Here is a 26,985-nt window from a genome sequence, read left to right on the forward strand (position 1 = left end):
AAAGCCTCAGGGAACGCTGGGAGAAGAGGACTGCGGCGCGCCGGCGGAATGGGCTTCGGCGTATTCGCGGGAGAGGGCGTTCACGGCCTGGGATACGGGGATCTTGTTGGGAATGACTTCCCCCGCGCTGGCGAACAGCTTCTCCAGGGCCGCCAGGGCCTTGGGATCGCTGGCGCCGTGGGTGAACGGGCCCATGCTCTGGACCAGGTGGGCCAGGGCCATCCGGTCCTTCTTGGAGAGGTAGTTGTAGGAGACCATCGAGCTGCCCTTGATCCCCTCGTCCAGGGTCTTGTAGATGTCCTCCAGGCGCGTGCCGTTCTTCCAATCGGCTGCGGCGGTGAAGTTGCGGGGCTTGGGGTTGAGGCCCGCGCCGCCGGGTCCGTCACCCTTGCCTTCCAGCCCGTGGCAGGTGGCGCAGGTCTGGACGTAGACCGTCCGGCCGCGCTCCATCAGGGCGGGATTGGGCTTCATCACGGTCTGGGGATCGATGGGAGGGATGACCTTGCGGACGGTGGCGGGGTACTCGGTGGGATCCAGCCAGCCGGTCTCGCCCTGGACGGGCTGCACCGGCGTTTCGTTGGTGGTGTGGGCCTGGTAGCGCAGGCCGGGCACGACGGTGAAGCCGAAGAAGGCGGCGATGAGGATGAAGCAGATCACCACCAGCAGCGCGGATCCCAGCCGCTTCCGCTCTTCGGGGGAGAGGTAGTCGTTGAGCTTCATAGGCGGAACTCCAGGCCCTCGCGGAGGAAGGGATCGCCGGCCGGCATGTCCTCGCCCTTCTGCATCGCCCCGCGGACCCACAGCAGGATTCCGCCGACGAAGAAGAGGGCGAAGCTGATCTCGGGCCACGAGAAGTGGGGCTTGGCGCCGAGCACGGGGAAAATGAGCCAGTAGATGTCCAGGACGTGCGCGCCCAGCATGAGCACGGCCACCCGCCTCAGGCGCCTGGGATCCTTCTTCGCGTCCCGGGTCACCAGGGCGAAGAAGGGCAGAATGAAGTGGAGCGTGGCCAGGGCGATGGTGACGGCGCGCCAGGCTCCGGTCAGGCGGATCCGGTAGTAGATCACCTCGTCCGGCAGGTTGGCGTACCACATCAGCATGTACTGGGCGAATCCGATGTAGGACCAGAACACCGTGAAGGCGAACAGGAATCCGCCCAGGTTGTAGAGGTGGTCGCCCCGCACGCCGCCCAGGCGGTCCTGGTCCTGGAGGTAGAGGACGGACAGGACCGTGGCGGCCAGTCCGCTGAGGAAGGCGCCCGCGAAGACGTAGACGCCGAAGATGTCGCTGTACCACTCCGGCGTGAGTCCCGAGATCCAGTCGAAGGCCACGAGGGTGATCACCAGGGCGAAGATCGCCATGAAGCCTGGGGCGAATTTCCGGGCGCGGAAATTGAAGGCGGGATCCCGCGTCGTGTCCTGCTTCAGCGAGCCGCCCACCAGCACCCATAGGCCCAGGAGGCAGAGGCCGAAGGCGATGAGCGTGCGGACGGAAAAGAAGGGCAGGCTCAGCCAGAACGCTTTTCCCGCGAGGATCGGATGGTGGGCCGCCTCCGGCCGGGCGCCGGGGTAGAGCACGGGAATGGCGCCCAGGGCGATGAGCCCCACGGGAATGGCCGGAATCAGGAGGGTGGCGATGCGCTCGGGGATCCGGCGCACGGGGACGCTCCACTTGGCGTTGACGAGGTGCTCCAGGGCGACGATGAACAGCGCGCCCAGCCCCAGGATGAACACCAGGACGAACCACATCACCCAGTTGGCCCAGAAGCGCTCGGCGCCGGCGGCCACGTAGGTGCCGGCCACGCCCAGCGCCCCGAGGACCACGGCGCCCCACAACAGATTGGAGGTGTTCTTGGTCCCGGTCATCGCGCGCCCACCTTCAGGTCTTCGTCCTTGGCGTTCTGGGCGCGCTGGAGGGCGCGCACGTAGTGCACCACGGCCCACCGCTGGGTCTCGCCCAGTTCCGCGGCGTGGGAGGGCATGGCGTTCTTGCCGTTCACGATGGTCCAGTAGATCTTGCCGTCCGGGTAGTCGCGGAACTGCTGGCTCTGGAGGTTGGCGGGCTTGCCGCCGTAGGCGGCCGTGAGGCTGCCCTGGCCGTCGGCCACGGGACCGTGGCAGACCTCGCAGCGGTTCTTGTAGGCCTGCCGCCCCGCGGCGAAGACCTCCTTGGTGCGAGGAAGCGGGTTCACCAGGCTGGCGGCTTCTTCCTGCGTGCCCGCCGCGGTGGGCAGGTGCCCGCGGGCCACGGTGCCGGCCACCGGGCGCTGCATGCCGTGACCGTCCTTGAAGAAGACGGACGGCTTCTGGGCGTTCAGCCGGGGCTGCTCCTGCATGTGCTTCATGGGGGGAAGGAGCGGGAACCACTTGATGGCGGTGAATATCGCGAGGCCAGCCACGGTGCAGGCGATCAGGATTCCGCCGCCGACGCGGAGGATGTAGTCGCTGGTGAGGAAGGGGCTCCGGTCCGGCGCGGGCAGGATTTCGACATCGGCGGCGCCGGCTTCCCGCAGGGCCTGGGCCGCTGCGGCGCTGTCGAAGAAGTCGTTTTCCGCTTCAAGGGCCAGGACGTAGCGGTCCCGCGTGATGCCCTTGATGGCCCGGGAGGACAGCATCGGATGCCCGAAGAAGGGCAGCTTGTTCAATAGCAGGAGCATCCCCAGCCCGGCCGTGAAGGTGGCGAACAGGACCGTTACCTCGAACATGATGGGGATGAAGGCTTCCCATGAATCGGGCGGCTTGCCGCCGGTCACGATGGGATAGTCGATGGCGCTGATCCAGTACTGGAACCCGAAGGCCGTCAGCGCGCCGAGGACGCCCATGACGAGGACCATCCCGCCCAGGGGGGAGCGGCGGAGGCCCAGGGCGTCGTCGATTCCGTGAATGGCGTAGGGCGTGTAGGCCTCCACGGTGCCGAGGCCCCCGCCGCGCACCTTGGGGATGGCCGTCATGAGGGCGTCGGGCGTGGCGAAGACGCCGAGCACGGCGTAGGACCGCCCGGGCGTGAGGGGCGTCTCAGGCATGGTGGTCGTCTCCATGGTGGGAGGGCTGCGCGTCCGGCAGGATCGCCTTCACTTCCGTGGTGGCGATCACGGGCAGGACCCGCGCGAAGATCAGGACCAGGGTGAAGAACAGCCCGAAGGTGCCCAGGAGGATCCCGAAGTCCGTCATGGTCGGCTTGTAGATCCGCCACGCGGAGGGCAGGTAGTCCTGGTGGAGCGAGATCACGATGATCACGAAGCGCTCGAACCACATCCCGATCGTCACGCCGATGGCCACCAGGATCATCCAGAAGTAGCTGGCGCGGGCCTTCTTGAACCACAGGATCTGGGGGATGAGGATGTTGCAGCTGATGGTCACCCAGCCCGCCCAGCCGTAGGTGCCCGTGATGATGTTCATGAACCCGTGGTGCAGGAATTCGTTCATGGAGTACCAGGCGGTGAAGCCTTCCATCATGTAGCTGTAGCCCATGATGCAGCTCATGGCGAGGATCACCTTGTTCATCACGTCCAGGTGACGCATGGTGATGAGGTTCTTCAGCTGCATGGTCTCGCGCACCACCACCAGCACGATCACCACCATGGAGAACCCGGCGAAGATGGCGCCCGCCACGAAGTAGGGCGGGAAGATGGTCATGTGCCAGCCGGGCACCACGGAGGTGGCGAAGTCGAAGCTCACCACCGAGTGGACGGAGAGCACGAGGCCCGTGGCGAGTCCCGCCAGCAGGAGGTAGGCCTTCTCGTAGTGCTGCCAGTGCGAGGCCGCGCCGCGCCAGCCCATGGCCAGCACCGTGTAGATCGTTTTCCGGATCTTGCTGGTGGTGCGGTCGCGCATGGAGGCGATGTCGGGGATGAGCCCCAGGTACCAGAACATCAGCGACACGGAGAAGTAGGTGTTCACCGCGAACACGTCCCACAGCAGGGGCGACCGGAAGTTGGTCCAGACGGCGCGCTCGTTGGGGTAGGGGAACAGCCAGAAGGCGAGCCAGGGCCGCCCCACGTGGATCAGGGGGAAGATCACCGCGCACATGACGGCGAAGATCGTCATGGCCTCCGCGAAGCGGGCGATGGCGTTGCGCCAGCGCTTGCGGAACAGGAAGAGGATGGCGGAGATGAGCGTCCCCGCGTGGCCGATGCCCACCCAGAAGACGAAGTTGATGATGTCGAAGGCCCAGAACACGGGGCTGTTGTTGCCCCAGGCGCCGATGCCGTGGAAGAAGGTCCACCCGATGAACCCCACGCCGATCATCAGGGCGGTGAGGGTGACGGCGAGGCCGATGTACCACTGCTTGGGCGGCTTGGTCTCGGGGAAGGCGAGGACCTGATCGTCGAGGCTGCCGGGTGTGACCGGGCCCACGGTGAGCGCGGGCTCGATCAGGCCTTTGGGGATCGCGCCGGGGAGGGCGGCCTCAGTGCGCATGGGAGCCTCCCAGGGTGGCCTCGGCGGCGGGGTTCTTCAGGTCGGCCAGGTAGGTGATGGCGGGCCGGGCGCCGATCTCCTCCAGCACGCGGTAGGCGCGGCTGGCGCTGGCGAGCTGGGAGATGCGGCTATTGGGATCCCGCAGGTCGCCGAACACGATGGCGTCCGAGGGGCACCCGGCCATGCAGGCGGTGGTCACCTCGCCGTCGCGGACCGAGCGGCCCTCGCCCTTGGCGCGGATCTTCACGTCGTTGATCCGCTGCACGCAGAAGGAGCACTTCTCCATGACGCCGCGGGGCCGCACCGTGACCTCCGGGTTGTTCACCAGGATCTCGGGCTCCGTCTTGTAGGCGGTGTATTCCAGGAAGTTGAACCGGCGGACCTTGTAGGGGCAGTTGTTGGCGCAGTAGCGGGTGCCGACGCAGCGGTTGTAGGCCATCTGGTTGAGGCCGTCGGGGCTGTGGTTCGTGGCGTTCACGGGGCACACGTTCTCGCAGGGCGCGTGGTCGCAGTGCTGGCAGAGCATGGGCTGGTGGACGACCTTGGGGTTCTCCAGCTCGCCCTCGTAGTAGCGGTCGATGCGGATCCAGTGCATCTCGCGACCCCGGGCCACCTGCTCGGGCCCCACCACCGGGACGTTGTTCTCGGACTGGCAGGCCACCACGCAGGCGGAGCAGCCCGTGCAGGCGGCGAGGTCGATGACCATGCCCCACTTGTGTTCCGCGGAGGCACCCGCTTCCTTGTAGAGGGTCACCAGCTCCGGCATGTGGTGGTGGCCCTGGGGATTGTGGGCGAACTCGTCCAGGGTGAGGGAGCGGACCAGGTCGCGGCCTTCCATCCGGTGGTGGCTCTGGGTCCGGGCCAGCTCCTTCCGGCCGCCGGCCTTGGCCAGGCGCGCGCCGGGGCGGACGTTGGCGGTGGCGGGATCCAGGCCCATCAGGGGGAACGCGTTGACGCCCACGCCCTTGGCCACGCCGCCGGTCCCGCGACCGTAGCCGAGGGCCAGCGCGAGGACGCCCTGGGCCTGGCCGGGCTGGATCACGGCCGGCAGGCGGAGGCTGGTCCCCTCCACGGAGAGGCTGACCCAGTCCCCTTCTTGGATGCCCAGGGCCTTGGCGTCCTGGACGGACACGGCCACCGGATTGTCCCAGGTCATCTTGGTGATGGGATCGGGGGTCTCCTGGAGCCAGCTGTTGTTGGCGTGGCGCCCGTCGTGGGTGGCGAACCCGGGGAAGAGCACCAGTTCCAGGCCCGCCGCCTTCGTCTCGGCGGCCTTTTTCGCCGCGGCGGCCACGGACGCCCCCTTGAAGGCGAGGGGTGCTTTCGCCTCAGTCTTCACCAGACCGTCGTGAAGGGCCTGCTCGAAGCTGCCGGACCCGAGCACCGCGCGCTTCCATCGGGCCTGAAGGTAGGCGTGGTAGGTGTCCGGCGCGGCGGCGCCCAGGGCCTTCAGCGCGCCGAGGAGGATCTCTTCGCCCTGGCGGGTGTCGTAGAGGGTGCCGATGGCGGGCTGCTGCAGGACCGCGGCGCCGGGGGTGTCGAAGTCGCCCCAGCTCTCCAGCCAATGGCTCTCGGCCAGCAGGACCTGGCACTGGACGGCGGTCTCGTCCTCCACTTCGCCGATCCAGGCGCGGAAGGGCACCTTGGCGACGGCGTCCTTCCATGCGGCGGCGCGGGGGAAGGCGAAGGCGGGATTGCCGCCCCAGAAGACGACGGCGGCGTAGCGACCGGCGGCCATGCCGTCGACGGCGGCCTGGAGCTCCCTCACGGTGGCGAGGGGCTCGGCGGGCTGCGCCGCCACGGCCTCGGAGCCCAGCAGGGCGTTCAGCAGGTGGGCGGCCTGGTGGACCTCCGCGGGCATGTGGGCGCCGCAGAGGACGACGGCCCGGCGGCCCGCGCGGTGGAGATCCCTCACCAGCTTCGACCAGACCTGGGCGGGGATTTCCTTCGGCGCGCCGGCCGGAATGGCCGACAGGTCGGTGCCCGCGGGAAGGCCGCCCAGCTCGCGCGCCAGGGCGAAGGCCACGGCCGCGAGGCGCGACGGCGCGACGGGTACGCGCTGGTCGGCGTTCGTCCCCGTCAGAGTGAGGGGCCCTTCCAGGACCCACAGCCGGTTGATGGAGTCGTGGGCGGTCTTCAGGCGGCGGCGCGCGCCCCAGGCGGCCTGGGCTTCCGGATCCTCGCCGCTCAGGAAATCCGCGCCGAGCGACAGGATGACGTCGGCGCGGTCGAGGCGGGGCTGAATCACCACGGACTGGCCGTAGCTGGCCTGGGCGGCCACTTCCGCGGCGTCCCCGGCGGCGGGCTCGAAGGCCAGGTACTCCAGCGTGGGAAGCGCGGCCTTCAGATCCGCAAGCAGCGCCTTCCGCGTGGGCGAGGCGACGGCGCCGGAGATCAGCAGCACGGGCCGGCCGGCGGCCTTGGCGTCCTTCAGGGCGCCATGGAGGCGGGCTTCCGCCTGGGCCCAGCCGGTGGTGCGGCCGTCGGCCTTCGGCGCCCGCAGGCGGTCGGGATCGTAGAGGCGCAGGACATCAGCCATGGTCCGGGGACTGGTCTTGCCCTTCACGCCGGGGTGCTCGTCGTTGCCTGTGATGTGGATGGGGCGCCCTTCCCGCGTCTTCACCAGGACGGGATAGACGCGGCGGCCCTCCTGGGCGGCGCTGGCGTAGTAGTTGGCGATGCCCGGAACGACTTCCGGCGGGCGCTTGGTATAGGGCACGACGGTCCCCTGGCCCTTGCGGTCGCAGGCGACGGTGGCGGCCAGCGCCGCAGCGGCGCTCACGAGCCCGAAGAAGTCGCGGCGGGTCACGCCGTCCTGGAAGGGCAGGCCGTGGACGTCGTTCTGGCCCGGGCCCGCGGGCACAGCGCCCGGCAGGAACTCGTCGTGGGCCGCCTGCTGGGCCTCCAGCGTTTCGGCGCGCTCGTCGAGGGTGCGCCAGAACCGCGGGCGTTCGAGGGGGCCATGTTCGGGGAGTCGAGTCTTCATCGGGTCATCCGCGGCGCTTGATGGCGTGTTCGGGGGACGTGACGGTCAGGCGGGGAGCGGCTTCAGGCGCCGCGGGCGGCCCGTCCTTGTCCGGCAGGAAGACGAGGTCGAGGGCCCTCCGGCCGAGGAGGAAGGGCCCGGCCACCAGGGCGGCGGCCCGATCCAGGAGCGGCTTGCGGTCGTCGGCCATCGTCGGCTCCTAGCGGTGGCAGGCGGCGCAGTGTTCGGGGCCCTTGGCGATCTTCGAGCCCGGGGGCAGGGCGGCGTGGGGATCGCGGTGGCAGGCGAGGCAGTTGCCCATGCGCATGCCCATCTCGCGGCGGACGACCTGCATGGTCTGCACCTCGCCGTGGCAGCTCTGGCAGGCGATCCCGGCGTTGACGTGGGGCCGGTGGTCGAAGAAGACGTGGTCGGGCAGGGTGTGGACCCGCTTCCAGGGCAGGGGTTCGCCCGAAGCCGCGATCCGGGCCAGCTTCTGGATGTCGGGCCGGTCGGTCCGGGTCACCTTGTGGCAGCCCATGCAGAGGTCCACGCTCGGGATGCCCGCGATGCGGGACTTGTCGACGCCCGAATGGCAGTACTGGCACTGCATCCGCAGCGTGCCGGCGTGGAGCTGATGGGAGAAGGCGATGGGCTGCTCGGGCGCGTAGCCCTTGGCGAAGCGGTCCGGCTCCGCGATCCAGCCCACGGCGAGAACCGTGATCAGGACCGCCGCGGCCCCGGCGGGCAGGACGAAGCGGAACGCTCGGTCGAATGGGTGCATGCACAACCTCTGCAAAAGGCTGGAAAGCGGAAACGGCGGGGAACTGGGGGAGGAAACAGGACGGGTCGCCGGAGAGTTTGGCACACGGTGCGGGCGTGGGAAGGAATTCCCGCACGCTGGGCGCCCCCCTCGGGGGAAAAATCAGTGCGATATTGCCCGTGATAAAGGTTCGACAACATCAAAGGCCTGGGCATGGGTCACGCCGGCGCTCAATTTGGCAGGTTGTGCCGCAAGTCACGATGATAGAACAGTGTCACCGAATTGTTTACCTATTTTTTCTGAGACAGATGCGGCGACTAAGCGGATTTTCGGGTGGTCTATCTTTAGGCTGTTTGGACACCCGAGTCCCCTTTGCCACGGCAGGGCTTTTTAGGGCTACGCGGGAAAACCCACCCACGGACGCAGCAGGCCGAGGTGGAGAAAGAGGGCTCCCATCCGCTCCACGGGCAGGCCCATGACGGTGGAGAAGCTGCCTTCCACGCCTTCGATGAACAGGGCGCCGATTCCCTGGATGGCGTAGGAGCCGGCCTTGTCCATGGGCTCGCGAGTTCCCACGTACCAGCGGATCTGCGCCTCCGTGAGGGGGCGGAAGCGGACCTGGGCCGTGTCCACGAAGCTGTGGACCGCGGCGTCCTTCTGGAGGCAGAAGCCGGTGTGGACCTGGTGGGCGCGGCCCTGGAGGAGGGTCAGCATCCGGACAGCGTCCTCCACGTCCACGGGCTTGTTCAGCGTGTGGTGGTCCACCGCCACGGTGGTGTCCGCCGCCATCACCCAGCGCCCGGGATTGCGGCCGGCCACGACTTCAGCCTTCAGCTCCGCCAGCCGCAGCACGAGGTCGCCGGGCTCCTCTTCCAGGAGGGGCGTCTCGTCCACGTGGGGAACCTGCAGCTCGAAGGGGATGCGCATGGCCTCCATCCAGTGCCGGCGGCGGGGGCTCCCGCTGGCGAGGATGACGGGCTGGAGGGCCGCGCCGGGCAGTCCGGGAAGGGTGTCGCTCAGCGGAGCCCCCGTGTCTGAAGGTCGTGGGTGGCCACGCGCATGTGGAAGCTGTCCACGTCCGGGCCCGCACGGAACCCGAAGCGGGGGTAGAAGTCGGCGGCGTCGCGGGTCTCCAGCACGAACCGCTGGACCTCGCCCACCCAGGGATGCCGCAGCGCCCACTTCACCAGCTCCGAGGCGATGCCCTCCCTCATCAGGTCGCGGGCCGTCACCACGTCGTAGAGCTTGGCTTCGTAGGCGTGATCGGACCACAGCCGCGTGGCGCCCACCAGCCGGCCGCCGCGGTGGCCCTCGGGCACCAGGCGCGCGGTGAGCAGCCGGGAGCAGGCCAGGAGCCGCCGCCACTGCTCGATGGTGCGGTCCGCCGTCCAGTAGACCTCTTCCGCCTGGAAGAAGATCTGCAGCTCGCGGGGGTCCACGGTCCAGGTCTCATCGAAGAAGGCGACGGTCCCGTGGGGCGTCGACAGGGGCTGCGGTACGAAGAAATCGCGGTCCATCAGGCCTTCCTGGATAGGGCCCTCCATCCTATCAGCAGGGCTCCCGCCGCCAGCCCGCCCGCGAGGAGCGGCAGCAGCCAGGCCGAGCGCGCGGGCGTCCGGATGGGCCGCCAGGTCAGGTTCACCGCGTAGGCGCCTTCGGTGAGGGGCGCTCCCCACAGCTCGAAGCGGCCATCCTGCCGGAAGATCCCGGACTTTCCCGTGAGCGTGGCCCGCAGCAGCGGAACGCCCAGCTCCGGGGCGCGCAGGCGGATCTGCGCGGCGTGGAGGTCCGTGGCGACGCTCCGGTCGAACCAGCCGTCGTTGGTGTGGTTGCTGAGGAGATCCGCCCGCCCCAGCGCGAGCCCGCGCCGCGCCCGCTCGGGGAGAAGCGCCTCGCTGCAGATGAGCGGGTGGACGCGGATCATCCCGCCGGGCGAAGGCACCTCGAAGGCGCAGCCCGGCGCGAGCTGGCCGGGCTCTTCGGAAATGAAGCCCATCCGCTCGTCCAGCCAGCGGCGGACGGGCGCGGGACCGGGCATCCGCTCGCCGAAGGGCATGGGCTCGATTTTGGCGAAGACGAACGGCGCGCGTCCGGGCGCCTCGCCGCGCACGAGATTTTGGAAGCCGCCTTCGGTTCCGAACAGCCACGCCACGCCCCGGGAAGCCGCCTCCCCGGACAGGCGCGGCTCGGCCGAGCGGGCGTCGCGGCCCATCACCGAACTCTCCGGCCACAGGAGGAGGGTGGAGCGCCCGGCGCGGGGCCAGCCCTTGGAGCTCAGCAGCGCGTCGCTGCGCTGCCACATCTCCAGTTCCATCCCCGCCCACCGTTGCCCGGGCGGGAAATTGGGCTGGATCATCGCCACGTCGAGGGTGCGCTCCGCGTCCCGGGGAAGGAGGAACCAGGCGCCGCCCAGCCCCGCGAGCAGAGCGACGGCGAAGGCCGGTCCCGCCAGCACGCGGCGCGCGGGGGCGCCCCCGGCGCGGGCCGATGCCGCCCAGGCGCCGGCGCCCCACGCGAGGGCCGACAGCCCGCGGGTTCCGAGGAAGGCCGCGGACCGCGCCGTCCAGGGCAGGGCGCCGAAGGGCGCGCCCCAGCTCCAGGTGTAGATGTGGAAGCCCCACGATTCCCACACGAGGATTCCGAGAGCCGCCACGACAGCGGCGCCCAAGGCCCCGCTCCGGCGGTGCATCCACCGCGCGGCCAGCGCCACCAGCAGGAAGCCCAGGGCTTCCCATGCGTAGAACAGCCCGCCCCCGAACAGCGCCGCGGCCCAGGGTAGGCCGCCCTTGGTCGCGAGGGTGGCCGGCACCCAGTGGAAGATGAGGACCAGTCCTCCCGTCAGCGACAGCCAGAGCCACGTCGCGTGCCGCCCCCGGAACGCCGCCTCCAGGAAGAGCAGCGGAAAGGCCAGGGCGGCGACGGGCTCCAGCCAGCCTCCCAGCGCGCCCGGAAAGCGGAAGGCCAGGGCGAAGATGCCCGCGAGAACAGCGGCTTCGAGGGGGCGCAGGAGCCCGGGGCGCGTCAACGGCCCGCCCGGCGCGCCGCTTCGTAGCAGGCGATGCCCGCGGCCACGGCGGCGTTGAGGCTCTCTACGCCCTGGATGGGGATGGCGAGGCGCCGGACCCTGGGCGGCAGGTCCGCGCCCGCCCAGCCGTGGCCCTCATTCCCCACCCACAGGCGCAGAGGTTCCGACAGGTCGGCCTCGGCCAGGGGCAGGGCGCCGGGTCCGCCGTCGAGGGCGTACCAGTGGCCCTCATCGGCAGCCAGCGCGGCCGCTTTCCGCAGGGGCAGCAGGAAGGCGGCGCCCATGCTTCCGCGAAGGGCCTTGGGATGGAACGGATCGGCGCACCCGGGGCCGAGGAGGGCTTCCTGGAAGCCGAAGGCCGCGGCGCTGCGGAGGATGGCACCCAGGTTACCCGGATCCTGGATGCCCCAGGCGCCGAGCACGCGGGCGGGCAGCGGGCCGGCGGGTTCGGGTCCCACGTCCATCAGGAGGGCGTGGGCCGGAGGGCTGCCGGCATCCGCCAGCTCCCGCATGAGCACCTCGCCCAGCTCCTGAACGTCCACGTCCAGTTCCGCTTCCAAAGGATGCGGAGCGGTCTGTTCCAGGCGCAGCCAGAGGGCGGGACGCAGCCGCTTTCCGGCGGTGGTCTGTCGGGCCGCCGCCCAGGCTTCGATCAGCTTTTCTCCCAGCAGCACCGTGGCCTCGCGCCGGGCGCCGCCCTGCCGGAGGCGCGCGGCGAGGGCCCGGAAGCGGGGATTGGCTTTGCTGGTGAGGAGGGGCGGCATGGGATGGGGATATCGGCAATGTATTAGACTATCCGCTCCATCAGCCTTTCCGTTTTCCTTCAGCGTCCTCCCCAGGAGCACCGATGCAACCCTTTGTCCCCTCCGACCAGAACCTGCGGGAGTTCTCCCTGCGGGCGGTGCTCATCGGCCTGATCATGGCCGTGATCCTCGGCTCCGCCAATGCCTACCTGGGGTTGAAGGCCGGCATGACCATCGCCGCCACCTACCCCGCCGCGGTGATCGGAATGGCCCTCATCAAGCTGATGAAGGGCACGATCCTCGAAGAGAACATGGCCCGCACGGTGGGCAGCATCGGCGAGTCCGTGGCCGCCGGCGCCATCTTCACCCTGCCCGCCTTCGTGATCAGCGGGATCTGGCCGAAGTTCTTCACGGCCGGGAACTACGTCACCAGCTCGCTGATCATGTTCGCGGGCGGTGTGCTGGGGATCATGTTCGTGGCCCTCCTCCGCCGCGTGATGGTCGAGGACGCCGAGCTGCCCTATCCCGAGAGCGTGGCCGCCGCCGAGATCCACAAGGCCGGCGCGCGGGGCGGCAGCGGCACGACCTTCCTGTTCGGGGCCATGGGCATCGGCGCCGGCGTCCAGGCCCTGGTCCAGCTTTCGCTCTTCGCCAGCACCTGGGAGAAGTTCATCGCCTTCAAGACCTCCGCCATCACCCTCGCCGCCAACTGGAAGGCGAAGGTCATGGGCGGGATGCTGCTCAGCTCCCCCGGCATCAGCCCCGCCTACATGGGCGTGGGCTACATCATCGGGCCCAAGCTCGGCGCCCTGAACTTCTCGGGCGGGATCATCGCCTGGGGCCTGCTCGTCCCGATCATCACCTACTTCCTCGCCCCCGGCGTCCTGCCCGAGGGCGCGGCTGAAGGGGATTGGATCGCCCTCTCCTACGCCGTCTGGAAGTTCATTGTTCGCCCCATCGCCATCGGCGGGATGCTCGTGGGCGCCGGCTTCACCCTGTTCAAGATGCGCAAGAGCCTCGGCGCCGGCCTCGCCCGCTCCGTCTCCGACGTGAAGAAGGCCGCCAGCGGCGACCAGGTGGTGGACCGCGTCAACAAGGACCTGCCCTTCACCTACGTCCTGGGCGGAATCGGCTTCGCGGCGGTCGTGGCCTTCTTCGTGACGTGGAAGATCTTCCACCTCAGCGGCATCACCGCCTTCGTGGCGGCCCTCGTGATGGTCATCCTCGGGTTCTTCTTCGCGGCCATCAGCGGCTACCTGGTGGGCATCATGGGCTCCAGCAACAACCCCATCTCGGGCCTGACGCTCACGGCGCTCGTCGTGACGGCCCTCGTGATGGTGATGCTGGGCGCCAAGGGCCAGGAAGGCGTGGCGGCCGTGCTCGGCGTGGCGGCCATCGTGTGCGTGAGCGCCGCCGTCGCGGGCGAGATGCTCCAGGACTTGAAGGCCGGCCACATCCTGGGCGGCACCCCCTGGCGGATGGAGATGGGCGACATCCTGGGCGTGGCCCTGGCGTCCGTCGTGCTGTTCATTCCCCTGATGGTCCTGCACGAGGGCGACATCACCGCCCAGGGCACCAAGCGGATCGCCGAGCTGACCGCCCAGCAGGTCCAGGTGGTCACCGCCCCCGACGGCAAGACCTACACCCTGGACCAGGTGAAGCAGCTCCCCGCGGACCAGAAGAAGGCCGTGCTGAACCTGGACGCCGGGTTCGGCTCCAAGCAGCTCGCCGCGCCCCAGGCCGGCCTGATGGCCCTCCTCAGCCGCGGGATCGTAGAAGGCAAGATGGCCTGGCCCCTGATCATCGTCGGCATGATGATGGGCTTCTCCTTCATCCTCATGCAGGTGAAGAGCCCCATGCTCGTGTCGGTGGGGATGTACCTACCGCTGGAGACCACCTTCGCCATCTTCCTCGGCGGCCTGATCAAGGGCGCGGTGGAGATGTTCGGCGCCAAGCGCGGGCTGAACGAGGCCCAGAAGGTGCGCGTGGAGAACAATGGCGTCCTCCTGGCCGCGGGCCTCATCGCCGGCGAGGCGCTGGTGGGCCTGCTCTTCGCGTCGCTGGCCTTCTTCGAGGTGAACTTCAAGCTCGTCGCGCGGCCGGGCATGTTCTGGATCAGCCTGCTGATCCTGGCCGCGATCGCCGTCTACCTCATCAAGGTCCCCCTCGACAACGCCGGCGAAGCCGACGAGCCCGCGCCTCCCAGCGCCAACTTCTAGCCGATCGGATTTCCACCTCGGGGGCGCGGGCGACCGCGCCCCTTTTTCGTGGCTCGAGCCGAGAGGGGAGACCTGGATACGAGGAGGTGGGGAAAGGTTCCTCAGAAGGCATTTTTTGAAGACCATACTTCTTTCGATCTATTTTTTAAATATTTAAATAATTAAAATTACAAAAAAATGAATAAGAAAATCACGGCAGGGGTGGCGCGCCTGGAGGGGGGGGCTACATTGGGTTCACTCGCTGCTCACCTTGACGCAGAAGCGCCAAGATTGCCCCACCGGCTGAGCAGCATCGCTTAACGAGCCCAGGCTGGATTTCCAGACGGGGCAGTGGCTTCGGCCACTTCAGCAGCCATGGCTGCCATCAGGAGTCGTTATGACCAAGTACGGAACGCACGATCCCAACGAGCAGCGCCCTGTGGGCGACGAGCCTCAGACGGGGCGGATGGAAGCGGCCAATACCAACAGCGGGTCCGGCAGCGGTTCCGGGTCCATGGGCGGCAGCCACACCGGCGGGAGCGGGCGGAAGCAGGAGCAGGGTTCCGATTCCTCCAAGGACTCCTTGAAGGACTCCACCAAGAAGAATTCCGGGACCCAGAGCAACCAGCCCGGAAGCCAGGGCGGCAGCCATTCCGGCGGCACCAGCGGCAACAAGCGCTAGACCTTCCTTCCGCGCTGCGGAGAGAAGCCTGAAGAACTGAAGAAGGGGGTCCGGGACCCCAGACGCCGAACACGCTGCGGCGGGGGTAGACGGTCCGATTCGATCCATCGTCTCGCTGGCTTTTGGGCCAGTCGCCCGGACTCCAGCACGGGGAAGCCCACGGCCTCTCCGCGCGTCCGTGACCCGGGAATGGACCCCACCGATCCGAGATCTTCACTTACCTCAAGGAGAGCATCATGAAGCCCACTTACCAAAGTCTGCTTGCCCCTGTGGTACTGATGGCCGTGGGGACGGCGCCTCTGATGGCGCGGAACAACGATTCGACCATCGAATCCGCGATCAAGAATTCCTACAACTACAAGACCTACCTCAAGGATGACGACATCAAGGTCGAGGCCAAGAACGGCGTCGTCACGCTGTCCGGCACCCCAGACGCCGAACACGCTGCGGCGGGGGTAGACGGTCCGATTCGATCCATCGTCTCGCTGGCTTTTGGGCCAGTCGCCCGGACTCCAGCACGGGGAAGCCCACGGCCTCTCCGCGCGTCCGTGACCCGGGAATGGACCCCACCGATCCGAGATCTTCACTTACCTCAAGGAGAGCATCATGAAGCCCACTTACCAAAGTCTGCTTGCCCCTGTGGTACTGATGGCCGTGGGGACGGCGCCTCTGATGGCGCGGAACAACGATTCGACCATCGAATCCGCGATCAAGAATTCCTACAACTACAAGACCTACCTCAAGGATGACGACATCAAGGTCGAGGCCAAGAACGGCGTCGTCACGCTGTCCGGCACCGTCTCCGAGTCCTTCCACCGCAGCCTGGCGGAACAGACGGCGGCCGATATCCCCGGCGTGTCGAACGTCAACAACCAGCTCACGGTGAAGGGCGACCAGCCCTCCGAGAACTCCGACGCGTGGATCACGGCCAAGGTGAAGAGCGCGCTGCTCTTCCACAAGAACGTGAGCGCGACGGGGACCACGGTGGAAACCCAGGACGGCGTCGTGACCCTGCGGGGAGAAGCCGACAGCGCCGCCCAGCGCGAACTCACCGCCCAGTACGCCAAGGATGTGAAGGGCGTGCGGAGCGTATCCAACCAGATGACCATCGGGAAGAACGGATCGCCCAAGCTCAAGAGCGGGAGCACCGTCGGCGAGAAGATCGACGACGCCTCCATCACCGCCCAGGTGAAGTCGGCCCTCCTGTTCCATCAGTCCACGTCGGCGGTGAACACCAAGGTCACCACCAACAAGGGCACCGTGACGCTCCAGGGCGAAGCCAAGAACGCCGCGGAGAAGGATCTTGTCACCAAGATCGTCGAGGACATCCACGGCGTGAAGCGGGTCGACAACAAGATGCGCGTGCAGTAATCCGCGCAGTCGATCCGCATGGGGCTCATCCCCGGCCGGAAGCTCGCCTGAACAGGAACCACGTCCCGCCTCCGAGGCGGATCAAGGAGACACACCATGAGTCACGAGATGAGCCCTCGCAGCACCGCCGTCCTCACCTTCCTGGGCGGAGCCGCCATCGGCGCCATACTGGTCGCCCTTACCACCCCCAAGCGCGGTTCCGAGCTGTGCGATGACCTCCGGTCCCTGGGCCGCCGGCTGCGGGGGAAGGCCAGCGCCCTGCTCGACGAGGCGGAGGACACCTGGGACGACCTGAAGGACGAGGCCGTGGACGAAGTGAAGTCCGCCAGCCGCAAGGTGCGCAGCAAGGCCCGCGAGATGGCCTCGGGCCGGGAAGACGGCCGCCGGTCCGGGTCGGACGAAGAACTCAGCGGCGCCGTGTAGCTGCGCCGCCCGTTGCCCGGGAACTCCGGTTCCCGGGCCCATTTTCCCCATCCGCCTTTTTTCCGGAGCGGACATGACACGACCCTTCAGCATCCTCGCCCTTGCCCTTTGCGCCGGCCTTTCCCTCTCCGCCCAGGAGGGCACCCACTGGGTCTTCGTCCATGGGACCCACACCCGCTTCGACTCCGATTTTCCCGCTTCCAATGAAGGGGGTTACGGCCTGAGCTATGGGGGATGGCTGACCAACGGCTTCGGCGTGGAAGCGAGGGCGGTCCGCACCGATCTTCGCGCGTCCACGGCCGGCGCCCTCGCCGACGGGGATCAGACGCAGTATTTCGGCAGCGCCCTGTTCAACCTCAATCCGGCCGGCAGCAAGGTTTTCCCGTATGTGGCGGCGGGCCTGGGCCTCACCCAGACCAGCGCCGAATTCTCCGACAGCGGCCGCCGGACCGCCCGGATCAACTACCACGCCGGTGTTGGCGTCCAGTGGCGGGTGGGCGAGCTGTTCGCCGTGTCCGCGGATTCCAAGTACGTCCAGACCCAGGCGGCGAGCAACCGCCGGGATTGGGTGAACAGCCTCGGCCTCGGCATGGTGTGGGGGCGTTGAACGGGGCGCGCCACGCCAGGCGCCCACAGCCTATGTTTCGGATTCACCAGGGCCGGATCTTCCGACCCTGGTTTTTATATAGGGAGCTGCCATGACCGAACCCCCCTTCGCCGTGGCCTTCCCCCGCACGGCGACCTACGATCCCGACTGGGTGCGGGAGAACGCGCTGGGGGAGAATCCCCTGTGCCAGGCGGAGCTCCTGGCGCGGCATCTCCCCTTTCATGAAGGGGACCGCGTCCTGGACCTGGGCTGCGGCCGGGCGGCGACCTCGATCTTCCTGGCGCGGGAGTTCGGGGTCCAGGTGTGGGCCGCGGATCGGGAGGTCTCGCCCACCGACAACTTCCTGCGGGCGGCGGAATGCGGCGTCGGCGACCGCGTGTTTCCGCTGCGGCTGGACGCCCGCGACCTGCCCTTTCCGGAGGGCTTCTTCGATGCGGTGGTGGCCATCGATTCCTGGCTGTACTACGGGACGGACGAACGCTACCTGTCCTACCTGGCGCCCTTCCTGAAGCCCGCCGGATGGCTGGGGGTGGTGGATGTCGCGCTCCTGCACGAGGTGGCCTCGCCGGAGCTGGCGCCGCCCTGCCTGGGAAGCGAGTATGAGGAGCACTGGTCCTACGTCCACAGCCTCGCCTGGTGGCGCCAGCACTGGGAGAAGACGGGGCTGGTGGACGTGGTGCACGGCGCCTATCTGGCCGAGAGCGGCCGCCTGCTCCGCGAGTACGCCCAGTGGCGCGAGCCGGGCCGGGAAGTGGATCCCATCATGCGCGCCGTGATGCGGGACGACGACGGCGTGGTGTCGCTGTTCAGCCTGGTGGGGCGCAAGCGCGAGGGCTGAAGCCTCATACCCATGGGCGCTCAAGCCCAACCCTTTTTATCGCCAAGGCTCCAAGAACTGCATCAAAGACCCTGCTTTTGTCTTTCTTGGGGTCCTTGGCGTCTTGGTGGTGATCCTTATTCTTCGAATGCAAAGAGGTATCAGGCCGGCGCCTCCACCTTCGGTTTGGCCTTCGGCGCTTCGGGCTTTTCCGCGGGTTTCTGCTTCTTCGGCGGAGGCTGATCCTTTTCCGCCTTTTTGGGATCGCCCGCGGGGGCCGGCGCGCCCCGGTCGAAGCCGGGCAGCAGCGCGCGGATGAAGGCGTTCTGCAGCAGCCGGCCGATCACCTGCCAGATGTTCGAATTGGGATCGTTGAGGGAGCCGCGCAGCTCGACCTTGGTGGCCACTTCGTCGCGGCGGTTCTCCAGGATCCGCGCCGCGAGGCCCACCAGCCGCTCGTACAGCCGGCGGAAGAACGACTTGTCCTTGTCCATCTGGCGGTCGTAGACATTCACGTCCTTGAAGAAGGGCTTCACGTAGCCGGAGAGCTGCTGGTCCTGCACCCGGACCTGGCTGTAGACCGAGAACGTGCCCTTGGAGACGTCGAATCCCCCGTGGGCCCGCAGCATGTCGTTGAGCGTCTCCAGGGAGGTGCCTTCCACCTGCAGGTCGAGGTCGAAATTGGGACCGGCCTTCCCGGGATGGAAGACCGCCTTTCCCCGGGCGGGGCCGCTGCCCATGAACCGGCCCGAGAGCTGGCCGCGGGCGGGCCCGAGGCCGTTCTGGTTGGTGACGTTGTGCAGGCTGATGCGGGTGTCCGCCATGTAGACGCGGTAGTTGGGCTTGGCGGCGCGGTTCACGAATCCCAGCGTGCTGCGCGAAACCTCCAGCTCCTCCAGGCTCAGGGCGATCTCCGACTTGGAGGCCTGCTTCGCCGCCGAGACCACCTGGTCCTTCCGCGCCGCCTCGGCGCTGGCGGTGGCCGCGGTGTGGATGTAATCCAGGTGCAGGTCGCGGACGGTGAGGTTGGCGACGCGGGCGGTCTTCACCTTGGGGGAATACTCCAGGTCCCCGTTGACGCCGAAGGTGCCGCCGCGGAGGTCCAGGTTGGCCCGGGCGATGACGGCCCGCGCCGCGGCCATGGGCACGTTCTCCACCCGGAAGGCCGTCTGGACGCTGGGGATGGGCTTGGCCAGGAAGTCCGCGTGGCCGTCCACCGACGCCCGGCCCGTGTCGAACACGACGCCGGAGGCGTGGAAGGGCGAGGGGTAGTCGCGGTCCGCCGAGTGGATGTTCCGGATGTTGTTGGCCACCAGCTCCAGGTGGGAGAGGGTCAGGGGGTTCTTCGGATCCTTGTCGATGTAGACCACGTGCGCGTCGTGGATCCGCACGAGGTTGATCTTCAGGGGATAGATCTGCTCCACCGCGTCCTGCCAGCCCTGGTCCTTCACCGGCGTGGGGTTGGCCTGCTCCTGCTGGAGCTGGATCAGGTTGATGTGGACCTGGGGCCGCTCCAGGCGGAAATCCGCCACCAGCCGGCCGCTGAGCAGCTCCCGCCACTGCACGCTGGCCTTGAGGTAGGGGAGCAGCAGGATCGGGGGCTCGGGATTGGCGACCTGGCGGACCTTCAGGTCCCGGAGGGTGATGGAGCCGCCCAGGAGCGACAGGTGCAGGCGGGGGATCTCCACCTGGTAGCCCTGCAGCTTGTCGTTCATCCGGCGCTCCATCTGCCGGCGGAGGGGCTCGTCGACGAACAGGAGGGCCACGGTGAACACCGCGAAGGCGAGGACGATTCCGCCGATGACGCGGACCCACCGCCTGCGGAAGAAGCCCTTCACGCCGGTGCGGGGGGCCGTTTCGTGGGGGCTGGGGGAACGCGTCACGGGGGACTCCGGGGAAGGGGCCGGCACGGACCGGCGCAGTTGAGGGGCGGGTCAGGGGCGCATGAATGCGAACAGGCCGAGGCTCACCGCCGCCATCACAGCTGTCGCGGACCACCCCAGCACCTTCAGCCAGGGAGGCAGGGTGAACTCGCCCATCACGTCCGCGCGGGCGGTGAGCAGCATCAGCATCCCCAGGATCGGCGCGGCGGCCACGCCGTTGACCACGGCGCTGAGGAACAGGCCCTTCATGGGGTCCATCCCAGTGAAGTTCAGCAGCGTGCCTCCCAGGGTGGTGATCGCGATCACCCCGTAGAAGCGCCGGGCCCGCCCGGCCTTCTTCTCCAGGCCCATGGGCCAGCGGCGGGCCTCGGCCATCGCGTAGGCGCAGGATCCCGCCAGGACGGGCACCGACAGGAGCCCGGAGCCGATCACCCCCAGCCCGAACAGCAGGAAAGCGAAGCGGCCGGCCACGGGGCGCAGGGCTTCCGCCGCCTGGCGCGTCGTCTCGATGTCGCGCACGCCGTGGGCGTTCAGGACCACCGCGCCGGTGAGCAGGATGGCGAAGGCGACGAGAGTGGAAAAGGCCATCCCGGCCCAGGTCTGCGGCCGCATCCGCCGGAGCTGAATCTCGCCCTGCTCGGGGGCTTCCTTCAGCGGCTGGGCGTTGGGATCCAGCTCCTGTTCCTCCACTTCTTCGGACGCCTGCCAGAAGAAGAGGTAGGGGCTGATGGTGGTGCCCAGGACCGCCACCACCGCCGTGACGGCGTCCTTCGACCACCGCATCCAGGGGAGGAAGGAGTACCGGAGCACCCGCAGCCAGGGCACCTTCACCGCGAACAGCACCGCCACGTAGGCGAACAGGCTGACGCACAGCCATTTGAGGATGGCGACGTAGCTGTGGTACGGAATGAAGAGCTGCAGCAGCAGGCACACGAGGCCGAACCCGCCCACGTAGACGAGCTGAGGGCCTCCCGCGACCATCTGGAGGGCCGCCGCCATGGCGCCGATGTTGGCCGCGATGTTGAGGGTGTTGGCCACCATCAGGAGGAGGATCGCCGTGATGAGGATCGGCGAGGGGAACTTGTCGCGGATGTTGGCGGCGAGCCCCCGGCCCGTCACCAGGCCCAGGCGGGCGCTGATTTCCTGCACGCCGGCCATCAGCGGATAGGAGAAGACCAGGGTCCACAGCATCCCCAGGCCGAACCGGCTGCCCACCTGGGAATAGGTGGCGATGCCGCTGGGATCGTCGTCGGCCGCGCCCGTCACCAGGCCGGGGCCGATCCAGCTCCAGGGGCCGTCGCCCTTCTTGCGCTCGGCTTCGGAGGGCCGGGAAACGGGGGGTGGGTTCATGCGCTCTCCTCGCTGCGATAGCTCCCGGCGAGGGCCAGCGCGATGGGCGCGGCCTCCGCGGCGCGCATGCCCGCCGTCTTCCGCGCGTATTCCTCTGTGCAGCGGGCTTCCCGTTCCCGCGCCTGGACATCGCGCGGGGTCTCCGTCTCGCCGGGCATCTCCATCCGCAGTTCGCGGGTCAGCATCCGGATGGCGGCGGCCACTGGGAGGGCCAGGAAGGCGCCCACGATCCCCAGCAGGGTGCCGCCGGCCAAGAGGGAGAAGAACACCACCGAGGAGGGCAGGCGCAGGGTCCGACTATAGATGCGGGGGAGGAGCAGCCGACTTTCCATCTCCTCGTAGACCAGCATGAGGACGAGGGCGATAAGCAGGACCACCGGGCCTTTGGAGGCCACCGCCAGGAGGACCGCGCCCACGGCGAAGAAGGGGCCGATGTACGGCAGCACGTCGGCCACGGCGGCGAAGATCGCCACGGCGATGGACGTGGCGCTGGAGGCGCCGCACCCCACCAGCAGCAGGAAGACGAAGACCGCCATCAGGGCGGACGTCACCAGCTGCCCGCGGATGTAGCCGCCCACGATGGCTTCGAGGTTGAGCAGGATTCGGGAGAAGCGGATGTGGTGGTTCCGCGGCACCAGCGCGTAGAGCCCGCCCCGCAGCCGGTCCTGGTCCACCATGATGTACAGGGCCAGGAAGAAGGCGCTGACCACGTAGGCGCCGGCGACGACGATGCGGGTGGAGAGGTCCACGGCATGGGCCGCGCCCGCCTTCACCAGATCCCCGTAGCGCACCGTCTGGAGGACCTCCGCGAGGGGCAGGGTCAGGCGGGAGCGGCTCAGCCGTTCCGCCAGCCGCCCGCGCAGGACCGGCTCATGGTCGAAGAACGCCCCGGCCTGGGTGACCAGGGCCGGCGCGGTGAGCAGGCCGAACAGGAGGATTCCCAGCAGCAGCGCGGAGAACACCACGGCGATGCTGGCGTTGCGCGACAGCCCGCGGTTGCCCAGCCACCGCATGATCGGGCCCAGCGTGCCCACGAGCATCAGCGCCGCCAGGAGCACCAGGATCACCGGCAGCATCCGGCCCAGGACCCACACGCCCGCCGCGATCAGCCCCGCGCTGACGAGCGTCCGCATCGAACACTCCAAGCGCACAACCCCCGCGCGAGTCCGTCCGGGCGCCGAGCGCGGGGGCTCCATGGCTAGTCCCCCGCTTCTTCGGCCGGCGCGAGATCCGTGATGGCGGGCCCCGCGATCACCTTGCCCAGCCGATCGAAGCGGGAGCCGTGGCAGGGGCAGTCCCAGGTGCGTTCCGCCGCGTTCCAGCACACGACGCCGCCGAGGTGGGGACAGGTCGCCGACACCTCGTGGACGAGGCCCTTCTCGTCCCGGTAGGCGGCGACCTTGGCCAGCCCGCGCCGGAGAATGGCGCCCGAGCCGGTGGGGATCTCGTCGGCGGACGCCACTTCTCCCGGCGTGAGCCAGTCGGTGTACTGCCAGGCCATCTGCGAGGCCTCCTTGGCGAACGTCCCGAGGGCGCGGAGGGTCTTGCGGGAGGGCTCGTACAGCTTGGCCCAGCCTTCGGTCTCCTTCCGCCCCAGGATCAGGTCGCTGACGAGGATCCCGCCCAGCGTGCCGTGGGTCATGCCCATGCCCGAGTCCCCGGTGATGATGAACACGTTGTCGGCGTCCATGGGATTCCGCCCGATGAAGGCCAGGCCGTCGATGGTCTCCAGCACCTGGCCGGACCAGCGGAACGCCACCTTCCCCATCGTCGGGAAGCGCTCCCGGGCCCAGGCTTCCAGCTTTCCGTAGCGGGCGGTCCCCTCGTCGTCGTGGCCGGTGTGGTGGTCCTCGCCGCCGACGATCAGGAAGTCCGTCGCGTCGTCGCCGCCGGGCTGCACCCGCACGTAGTGGTAGGCCTCCTGGGTGTCCCAGTAGAGGCCGAGGGGGACGGAACCCCGCGGGATGGGCGCGCTGATGGCGTAGGTCCGGTAGGCGTACTGCTTGGTGTGCATCGCGAACATGTCGTTGATGGGCGAGTTGGTGGCCACCACCACCGCCGCGGCGGTGACGGTCTGGCCGCCCCGGGTGGTCACGGCGGCGACCTTCCCGCCCGCGACCTTTTCCACGGGAGCTTCGGAGAAGATCCGCCCACCCAGCCGCGTGAAGCCCCGGGCCAGGCCCGCCAGGTACTTCAGGGGATGGAACTGGGCCTGGGCGGGAAAGCGGAGGCAAGGGCCGGTGTCGAAGCCCGCCAGGGGCGCCCGTTCCAGGAGTTCCACCTGGGAGAGGCCCGCCCGCCGCGCGGCCTCCAGCTCGTTCATCAGGAGATCCAGGGGATCCCCGGGCGACAAGAACAGGTGGCCGTCCACGCGCAGGAAGTCGCAGGCGATCTTCTCCTGCTCCGCGATGTGCTCGATCCACGCGATGGCTTCGGTGTGGCTCTCCGCCGCCAGCCGCGCGCCCTCCCGCCCGTGGAGCCGCTCGATCTGCACGTAGCGGTCGTCGATGGCGTTCGCCAGATGCGCGGTGGTGCGCTCCGTCTGCCCGCCGCCGATGGGCCCCTTGTCGAGCACCACCACGGACTTGCCGGCCCGGGCGAGGAGGTAGGCGGTGGTGAGCCCGGCGATGCCGGCCCCCACCACGCAGACGTCGGCCTCTACGCTCCGGTCCAAAGCGGGGGGAAGGGGAATGGCCTCCGTCATCCAGAGGGAGCGGCTTTCAGGAAAGGCTTCAGGCATGGGTTCCTCCCGAAGGCGGCCAGCCGCCGGCGGGCCCCCCGGAGGAGGACCGCTGGCGCCCGGCCGGAAAGCCCTATTGGGCGGGGCGGGACTTGAAGAGGGTCGGCAGCAGGTTCCGGAAGCCGCCCCGCATGCTTTCGACCAGCGAAGAGGCCAGGTCGATGCCCTGCTTCACCCGCCCGTTGACGTCCTTCACCGTGCGCCCGGCCTCGCCCAGGACGCGGGCGAAGCCGGACACCTCGTCGATGGATTCCCGCAGGGAATCGCTCAGGCCGTCCAGCCGCACCCGCGACGCGTGGACGTCGCCGGCGATCTGGGCGAGGTCCCGTTGGGCGCCCTGGAGAAATCTTTCGAAGGTCTGCGCCGTGCGGCGCACTTGCAGGAGCAGGGGGACCGCCGCGCCCACGAGGAGGACGATGGCCAGAATGAGGACGATCTGGAGGGTCGAGGACATGGGAATCTCCCGGGAGCGGGGAAGCTCAGGCGACTTCCAGGTGGGCGCGGAGCATCCACAGGGCCTTGTCCATGGCGCGGCTGACGCTGGTGAACAGGTCGGCGGTGTCCTGGTCCTCCAGTTCCTCCGCCTTGTGGATGGCCTCGCGCACGTTCTTGGTGTAGCCCTGGAAGCGCGCCACCAGCGCCTTGACGTGGGTGGTGCTGTCCTTGGCGTCGAGGGGGTATTCCTCCAGCCGGGATTTCTGCCCTGCCACGCGGACGGTTCCCAGCGCCTGCCCGCCCATGGTGACGGTGCGCTCCGCCAGCTCGTCCACGAAGGTGGAGAGCTGCGTGTAGAGGGAGTCGAACAGCAGGTGCAGGGCGTAGAAGTTCGAGCCCTTCACGTTCCAGTGGGCCTGCTTGGTCTGGTAGGCCAGGTCGATGGTGTCGGCCAGGGCCTGGTTCAGCAGGTTTACCAGCGTGGTGGTGGTCTTCGCGTCGAAAAGGACGGCTTGAACGGCCATGGAAGCTCCTTGGGAAGGGGGGTCGGAAGGGAGGTCCGCCGGGGCGCGTCAGATGGGGCGCCGTCCCTGGATGATGCGGATGAGGATGAGGATGATGGCGATCACCAGGAGCAGGTGGATGAAGCCGCCGATGGTGTAGGCGCTCACGAGGCCGAGGGCCCAGAGGACGAGAAGCACGACTGCGATGGTCCAGAGCATGAATCCTCCTTGGTGGTTAAAAAGGGGTTTTCAACTGCACGAAAAGGATCGCTATCGTTCCATGGAGCTTTCAAAATCATCCGGGAAAGCCGGAAAGGGCGGCTGGGCATGAAGCACGCGCTGCCCGAAAAGGCGCCAGGAAGCACGCATGTTCCGGCAATGCCAACGGTGCCGGGGCTCTTTCGGCCCCTCTGCCGGAAGCGTAGTTAAAAAGAACTATGAGAGATTGCTTCGTAAGTATATTAAGAATGAACTGTTGTTTGGCACCGATCTCAATCAAAAACCTTCGCGCCTTGACGCCAAGGGGAACGACAAGGGGGAATGTAGGCCACCGGGCTCTCCGCGCCAGTTCCTGCCTGAATTTTCTTAGTTCTATTTTTCATAAGATTAGTGTTTTCAATTTAAATATTCAAAAAAACTGAAGCCATGAAAAAACGTGATAGGATGAGGGGAACCTTTGGCGCCGCTCCCGCAGATTTGGGAATTTTCAATGCTTAAAGAGAAATAAATGCGCGATCAGGCGAAAGGATGGCGAAAATCCATCCCGCATCCTTGCGCAATTCCGCCCCGGACACCATCCATGGAGCCGTCATGTGGCTTCTGATGAAAGAGACCGTGCTCGCCTGGATCGAGGACCGCGCCGCCAGCATGGGCGCGTCGCTGGCGTACTACACCCTGTTCTCCATGGCGCCGCTGCTGCTGATCGCCCTGTCGGTGGCGGGCCTCGTCTTCGGCCAGGAGGCCGCCCGGGGCGAGATCTTCGGCCAGCTCCGCGGGCTGATCGGGGACAACGGGGCCATGGTCATCCAGGACCTGCTCGACCACGTCCACCGGCCGGGCCGGGGGGTGTCGTCCATGGTGATCGGCGTCGGCATCCTGCTGATCGGGGCCACGTCGGTCTTCACGGAGCTGAAGGCGGATCTGGATCTCATCTGGAAGACGCCCAAGTCCCCCCGGAGCGGCCTGTGGAGCCTCATCACGGTCCGGATCATGGCGGTGGGGCTGATCCTGGCGTTCGGGTTCCTGCTGGTCATCAGCCTGGTGCTCAGCGCGGCCCTGACGGGGCTCGGCTCCCACGTGTGGGGACGCATCCCCTACCTGCTCGAGGTGCTGAATTTCCTGAGTTTCACGTTCCTGGCTACCCTGCTGTTCGCCCTGATCTACCGCTTCGTGCCCGACGCCCGCACCCCGTGGCCGGACGTATGGGCGGGGGCGATGGTCACGTCCCTCCTGTTCGCCGCCGGAAAGGCCCTGATCGGGCTCTACATCGGCACCAGCGCCGTCGCCAGCGCCTTCGGCGCGGCCGGCGGGCTCGTGGCGCTGCTGGTGTGGGTCTACTACTCGGCGATGATCTTCCTGTTCGGCGCCGAGTTCACCAAGAGCTGGGCCCGCCGCCGCCTGCTTCCGGGCCCCGTCCCCCAAGTGAAGTAGGCCCGGCGGGAAACAACCCCTATCATTGCCCTCTACCGGTTTTCTCCCGCCCTTTCGTCCGATCCCGGAGTGGTCCATGCAGCCCTTTCCCGATGCGTCCTACCTGGTGCAGGTCCCCGTGCGGGCCCTGGCCTCCGAGCCCGGCGAAGGGGAAGGCGTGGTCCTGATCCGGCCCAAGATCCTGTCGCCGCGGTGGGCGTGGCTGGTGCGGCTGATGGGGAAGCCCAACTACCGGGTGAAGCTGGACGCGCGCGGCGCCGCGGTGTGGCGCGCCTGCGACGGGAGCCGGAGCGTGGCGGAGGTGGCCGAAGCCGTCTCCGCCGCCTTCCCCGAGGATCCCGAGACCCCCCGCCGGACGGCCCTGTTCCTGCGGGAACTGGCCAAGGGCGGCTTCGTGCGTTTCGCCTAGACT

Annotated in this window: 27 protein-coding genes; 9 read left to right on the forward strand and 18 right to left on the reverse strand. The window is 68.2% G+C overall.

Features of this window, described 5'->3' with window-relative positions:
• Nucleotides 1-6: 6 nt before the first annotated feature.
• From RAH39_RS01895 to RAH39_RS01945, 11 genes are all read right to left on the reverse strand, one after another.
• Entirely contained in the window at nt 7-720 is a 714-nt protein-coding gene (locus RAH39_RS01895; protein WP_306591112.1) for a c-type cytochrome, read from the reverse strand.
• Entirely contained in the window at nt 717-1,865 is a 1,149-nt protein-coding gene (locus tag RAH39_RS01900) for a hypothetical protein (RefSeq protein WP_306591113.1), read from the reverse strand. The genes RAH39_RS01895 and RAH39_RS01900 overlap by 4 nt, the downstream gene beginning before the upstream one ends.
• Nucleotides 1,862-3,022: a quinol:electron acceptor oxidoreductase subunit ActD gene (locus RAH39_RS01905; RefSeq protein ID WP_306591114.1), complete on the reverse strand. Its 1,161-nt coding sequence runs from the start codon at nt 3,020-3,022 to the stop codon at nt 1,862-1,864. The genes RAH39_RS01900 and RAH39_RS01905 overlap by 4 nt, the downstream gene beginning before the upstream one ends.
• Nucleotides 3,015-4,418, reverse strand: a complete 1,404-nt coding sequence (gene nrfD, locus RAH39_RS01910; RefSeq protein WP_306591115.1) for an NrfD/PsrC family molybdoenzyme membrane anchor subunit — start codon at nt 4,416-4,418, stop codon at nt 3,015-3,017. Before nrfD ends, RAH39_RS01905 begins: the two co-directional genes overlap by 8 nt.
• Nucleotides 4,408-7,404 carry a TAT-variant-translocated molybdopterin oxidoreductase gene (locus tag RAH39_RS01915; protein ID WP_306591116.1) on the reverse strand — a complete coding sequence of 999 codons (2,997 nt, stop codon included), beginning with the start codon at nt 7,402-7,404 and terminating at the stop codon, nt 4,408-4,410. Before RAH39_RS01915 ends, nrfD begins: the two co-directional genes overlap by 11 nt.
• A gap of 4 nt (nt 7,405-7,408) precedes the next feature.
• A complete protein-coding gene (locus tag RAH39_RS01920; RefSeq protein ID WP_306591117.1) occupies nt 7,409-7,594 on the reverse strand; it encodes a hypothetical protein in 186 nt (61 codons plus the stop codon).
• 9 nt (nt 7,595-7,603) lie between these two features.
• A complete protein-coding gene (locus tag RAH39_RS01925; RefSeq protein WP_306591118.1) occupies nt 7,604-8,167 on the reverse strand; it encodes a cytochrome c3 family protein in 564 nt (187 codons plus the stop codon).
• A gap of 375 nt (nt 8,168-8,542) precedes the next feature.
• Complete coding sequence (locus RAH39_RS01930; protein WP_306592098.1) at nt 8,543-9,166, reverse strand: Maf family protein; 624 nt, start codon at nt 9,164-9,166, stop codon at nt 8,543-8,545.
• Entirely contained in the window at nt 9,163-9,663 is a 501-nt protein-coding gene (locus tag RAH39_RS01935) for a GNAT family N-acetyltransferase (protein ID WP_306591119.1), read from the reverse strand. The genes RAH39_RS01930 and RAH39_RS01935 overlap by 4 nt, the downstream gene beginning before the upstream one ends.
• Nucleotides 9,663-11,171 (reverse strand): apolipoprotein N-acyltransferase, encoded by a 1,509-nt coding sequence (lnt, locus tag RAH39_RS01940; RefSeq protein ID WP_306591120.1) that lies wholly within the window; start codon nt 11,169-11,171, stop codon nt 9,663-9,665. The genes RAH39_RS01935 and lnt overlap by 1 nt, the downstream gene beginning before the upstream one ends.
• A complete protein-coding gene (locus RAH39_RS01945; RefSeq protein WP_306591121.1) occupies nt 11,168-11,935 on the reverse strand; it encodes a TrmH family RNA methyltransferase in 768 nt (255 codons plus the stop codon). The genes lnt and RAH39_RS01945 overlap by 4 nt, the downstream gene beginning before the upstream one ends.
• Nucleotides 11,936-12,018: 83 nt before the next feature.
• On the opposite strand from RAH39_RS01945, the gene RAH39_RS01950 reads away from it, so the two are divergent.
• The 7 genes from RAH39_RS01950 (at nt 12,019) to RAH39_RS01975 (ending at nt 18,033) form a co-directional block, all read left to right on the forward strand.
• The gene (locus RAH39_RS01950; protein ID WP_306591122.1) at nt 12,019-14,133 is read left to right on the forward strand and encodes an OPT family oligopeptide transporter; all 2,115 of its coding nucleotides are present in this window, start codon (nt 12,019-12,021) and stop codon (nt 14,131-14,133) included.
• A gap of 376 nt (nt 14,134-14,509) precedes the next feature.
• Nucleotides 14,510-14,794, forward strand: a complete 285-nt coding sequence (locus RAH39_RS01955) for a hypothetical protein (protein ID WP_306591123.1) — start codon at nt 14,510-14,512, stop codon at nt 14,792-14,794.
• A 302-nt stretch (nt 14,795-15,096) separates the two neighbouring features.
• Nucleotides 15,097-15,543: a BON domain-containing protein gene (locus RAH39_RS14040; RefSeq protein ID WP_373467347.1), complete on the forward strand. Its 447-nt coding sequence runs from the start codon at nt 15,097-15,099 to the stop codon at nt 15,541-15,543.
• Nucleotides 15,467-16,165, forward strand: coding sequence for a BON domain-containing protein (locus RAH39_RS01960; protein WP_373467336.1), 699 nt, complete (start codon nt 15,467-15,469; stop codon nt 16,163-16,165). The genes RAH39_RS14040 and RAH39_RS01960 overlap by 77 nt, the downstream gene beginning before the upstream one ends.
• 96 nt (nt 16,166-16,261) lie before the next feature.
• On the forward strand, nt 16,262-16,588 hold the full coding sequence (locus RAH39_RS01965) for a YtxH domain-containing protein (protein ID WP_306591125.1): 327 nt from the start codon (nt 16,262-16,264) through the stop codon (nt 16,586-16,588).
• A 73-nt stretch (nt 16,589-16,661) separates the two neighbouring features.
• Nucleotides 16,662-17,195, forward strand: a complete 534-nt coding sequence (locus tag RAH39_RS01970; protein ID WP_306591126.1) for an outer membrane beta-barrel protein — start codon at nt 16,662-16,664, stop codon at nt 17,193-17,195.
• 91 nt (nt 17,196-17,286) lie between these two features.
• Nucleotides 17,287-18,033: an SAM-dependent methyltransferase gene (locus RAH39_RS01975; protein ID WP_306591127.1), complete on the forward strand. Its 747-nt coding sequence runs from the start codon at nt 17,287-17,289 to the stop codon at nt 18,031-18,033.
• A 140-nt stretch (nt 18,034-18,173) separates the two neighbouring features.
• Here RAH39_RS01975 and RAH39_RS01980 read toward each other — a convergent pair whose 3' ends face one another.
• The 7 genes from RAH39_RS01980 to RAH39_RS02010 all read right to left on the reverse strand — a co-directional run bounded on the left by RAH39_RS01980 (nt 18,174) and on the right by RAH39_RS02010 (nt 25,142).
• Entirely contained in the window at nt 18,174-19,895 is a 1,722-nt protein-coding gene (locus RAH39_RS01980) for an AsmA family protein (RefSeq protein WP_306591128.1), read from the reverse strand.
• A 51-nt stretch (nt 19,896-19,946) separates the two neighbouring features.
• Nucleotides 19,947-21,245, reverse strand: a complete 1,299-nt coding sequence (locus RAH39_RS01985; RefSeq protein ID WP_306591129.1) for an NRAMP family divalent metal transporter — start codon at nt 21,243-21,245, stop codon at nt 19,947-19,949.
• Nucleotides 21,242-22,378 (reverse strand): AI-2E family transporter, encoded by a 1,137-nt coding sequence (locus RAH39_RS01990; protein ID WP_306591130.1) that lies wholly within the window; start codon nt 22,376-22,378, stop codon nt 21,242-21,244. The genes RAH39_RS01985 and RAH39_RS01990 overlap by 4 nt, the downstream gene beginning before the upstream one ends.
• A 65-nt stretch (nt 22,379-22,443) precedes the next feature.
• The gene (locus RAH39_RS01995) at nt 22,444-23,985 is read right to left on the reverse strand and encodes an FAD-dependent oxidoreductase (protein ID WP_306591131.1); all 1,542 of its coding nucleotides are present in this window, start codon (nt 23,983-23,985) and stop codon (nt 22,444-22,446) included.
• Nucleotides 23,986-24,058: 73 nt separating this feature from the next.
• Nucleotides 24,059-24,439 carry a DUF948 domain-containing protein gene (locus RAH39_RS02000; protein ID WP_306591132.1) on the reverse strand — a complete coding sequence of 127 codons (381 nt, stop codon included), beginning with the start codon at nt 24,437-24,439 and terminating at the stop codon, nt 24,059-24,061.
• A gap of 25 nt (nt 24,440-24,464) precedes the next feature.
• Complete coding sequence (gene dps / locus RAH39_RS02005; RefSeq protein WP_306591133.1) at nt 24,465-24,944, reverse strand: DNA starvation/stationary phase protection protein Dps; 480 nt, start codon at nt 24,942-24,944, stop codon at nt 24,465-24,467.
• Nucleotides 24,945-24,992: 48 nt separating this feature from the next.
• Nucleotides 24,993-25,142 carry a lmo0937 family membrane protein gene (locus RAH39_RS02010; protein WP_306591134.1) on the reverse strand — a complete coding sequence of 50 codons (150 nt, stop codon included), beginning with the start codon at nt 25,140-25,142 and terminating at the stop codon, nt 24,993-24,995.
• A gap of 591 nt (nt 25,143-25,733) precedes the next feature.
• Here RAH39_RS02010 and RAH39_RS02015 point away from each other — a divergent pair.
• Nucleotides 25,734-26,573, forward strand: coding sequence for a YihY/virulence factor BrkB family protein (locus RAH39_RS02015; RefSeq protein WP_306591135.1), 840 nt, complete (start codon nt 25,734-25,736; stop codon nt 26,571-26,573).
• 76 nt (nt 26,574-26,649) lie between these two features.
• Nucleotides 26,650-26,982: a PqqD family peptide modification chaperone gene (locus tag RAH39_RS02020; protein ID WP_306591136.1), complete on the forward strand. Its 333-nt coding sequence runs from the start codon at nt 26,650-26,652 to the stop codon at nt 26,980-26,982.
• Nucleotides 26,983-26,985: the final 3 nt, after the last annotated feature.

The organism is Geothrix sp. 21YS21S-4 (assembly GCF_030845995.1).
GTDB lineage: Bacteria > Acidobacteriota > Holophagae > Holophagales > Holophagaceae > Geothrix.

Bases quoted from the DNA above. Each gene is read 5' to 3' on its own strand.
- RAH39_RS01920 (WP_306591117.1), bottom strand. From the start codon at position 7,594: ATGGCCGACGACCGCAAGCCGCTCCTGGATCGGGCCGCCGCCCTGGTG.
- RAH39_RS02000 (WP_306591132.1), bottom strand. From the start codon at position 24,439: ATGTCCTCGACCCTCCAGATCGTCCTCATTCTGGCCATCGTCCTCCTC.
- RAH39_RS01925 (WP_306591118.1), bottom strand. From the start codon at position 8,167: ATGCACCCATTCGACCGAGCGTTCCGCTTCGTCCTGCCCGCCGGGGCC.
- dps (WP_306591133.1), bottom strand. From the start codon at position 24,944: ATGGCCGTTCAAGCCGTCCTTTTCGACGCGAAGACCACCACCACGCTG.
- RAH39_RS01965 (WP_306591125.1), top strand. From the start codon at position 16,262: ATGAGTCACGAGATGAGCCCTCGCAGCACCGCCGTCCTCACCTTCCTG.
- RAH39_RS01960 (WP_373467336.1), top strand. From the start codon at position 15,467: ATGGCGCGGAACAACGATTCGACCATCGAATCCGCGATCAAGAATTCC.
- RAH39_RS01950 (WP_306591122.1), top strand. From the start codon at position 12,019: ATGCAACCCTTTGTCCCCTCCGACCAGAACCTGCGGGAGTTCTCCCTG.
- RAH39_RS02020 (WP_306591136.1), top strand. From the start codon at position 26,650: ATGCAGCCCTTTCCCGATGCGTCCTACCTGGTGCAGGTCCCCGTGCGG.
- RAH39_RS02015 (WP_306591135.1), top strand. From the start codon at position 25,734: ATGTGGCTTCTGATGAAAGAGACCGTGCTCGCCTGGATCGAGGACCGC.
- RAH39_RS02010 (WP_306591134.1), bottom strand. From the start codon at position 25,142: ATGCTCTGGACCATCGCAGTCGTGCTTCTCGTCCTCTGGGCCCTCGGC.
- nrfD (WP_306591115.1), bottom strand. From the start codon at position 4,418: ATGCGCACTGAGGCCGCCCTCCCCGGCGCGATCCCCAAAGGCCTGATC.
- RAH39_RS01900 (WP_306591113.1), bottom strand. From the start codon at position 1,865: ATGACCGGGACCAAGAACACCTCCAATCTGTTGTGGGGCGCCGTGGTC.
- RAH39_RS01895 (WP_306591112.1), bottom strand. From the start codon at position 720: ATGAAGCTCAACGACTACCTCTCCCCCGAAGAGCGGAAGCGGCTGGGA.
- RAH39_RS01995 (WP_306591131.1), bottom strand. From the start codon at position 23,985: ATGCCTGAAGCCTTTCCTGAAAGCCGCTCCCTCTGGATGACGGAGGCC.
- RAH39_RS01955 (WP_306591123.1), top strand. From the start codon at position 14,510: ATGACCAAGTACGGAACGCACGATCCCAACGAGCAGCGCCCTGTGGGC.
- RAH39_RS01935 (WP_306591119.1), bottom strand. From the start codon at position 9,663: ATGGACCGCGATTTCTTCGTACCGCAGCCCCTGTCGACGCCCCACGGG.
- RAH39_RS01975 (WP_306591127.1), top strand. From the start codon at position 17,287: ATGACCGAACCCCCCTTCGCCGTGGCCTTCCCCCGCACGGCGACCTAC.
- RAH39_RS01970 (WP_306591126.1), top strand. From the start codon at position 16,662: ATGACACGACCCTTCAGCATCCTCGCCCTTGCCCTTTGCGCCGGCCTT.
- RAH39_RS01985 (WP_306591129.1), bottom strand. From the start codon at position 21,245: ATGAACCCACCCCCCGTTTCCCGGCCCTCCGAAGCCGAGCGCAAGAAG.
- RAH39_RS01945 (WP_306591121.1), bottom strand. From the start codon at position 11,935: ATGCCGCCCCTCCTCACCAGCAAAGCCAATCCCCGCTTCCGGGCCCTC.
- RAH39_RS01915 (WP_306591116.1), bottom strand. From the start codon at position 7,404: ATGAAGACTCGACTCCCCGAACATGGCCCCCTCGAACGCCCGCGGTTC.
- RAH39_RS14040 (WP_373467347.1), top strand. From the start codon at position 15,097: ATGGCGCGGAACAACGATTCGACCATCGAATCCGCGATCAAGAATTCC.
- RAH39_RS01990 (WP_306591130.1), bottom strand. From the start codon at position 22,378: ATGCGGACGCTCGTCAGCGCGGGGCTGATCGCGGCGGGCGTGTGGGTC.
- RAH39_RS01905 (WP_306591114.1), bottom strand. From the start codon at position 3,022: ATGCCTGAGACGCCCCTCACGCCCGGGCGGTCCTACGCCGTGCTCGGC.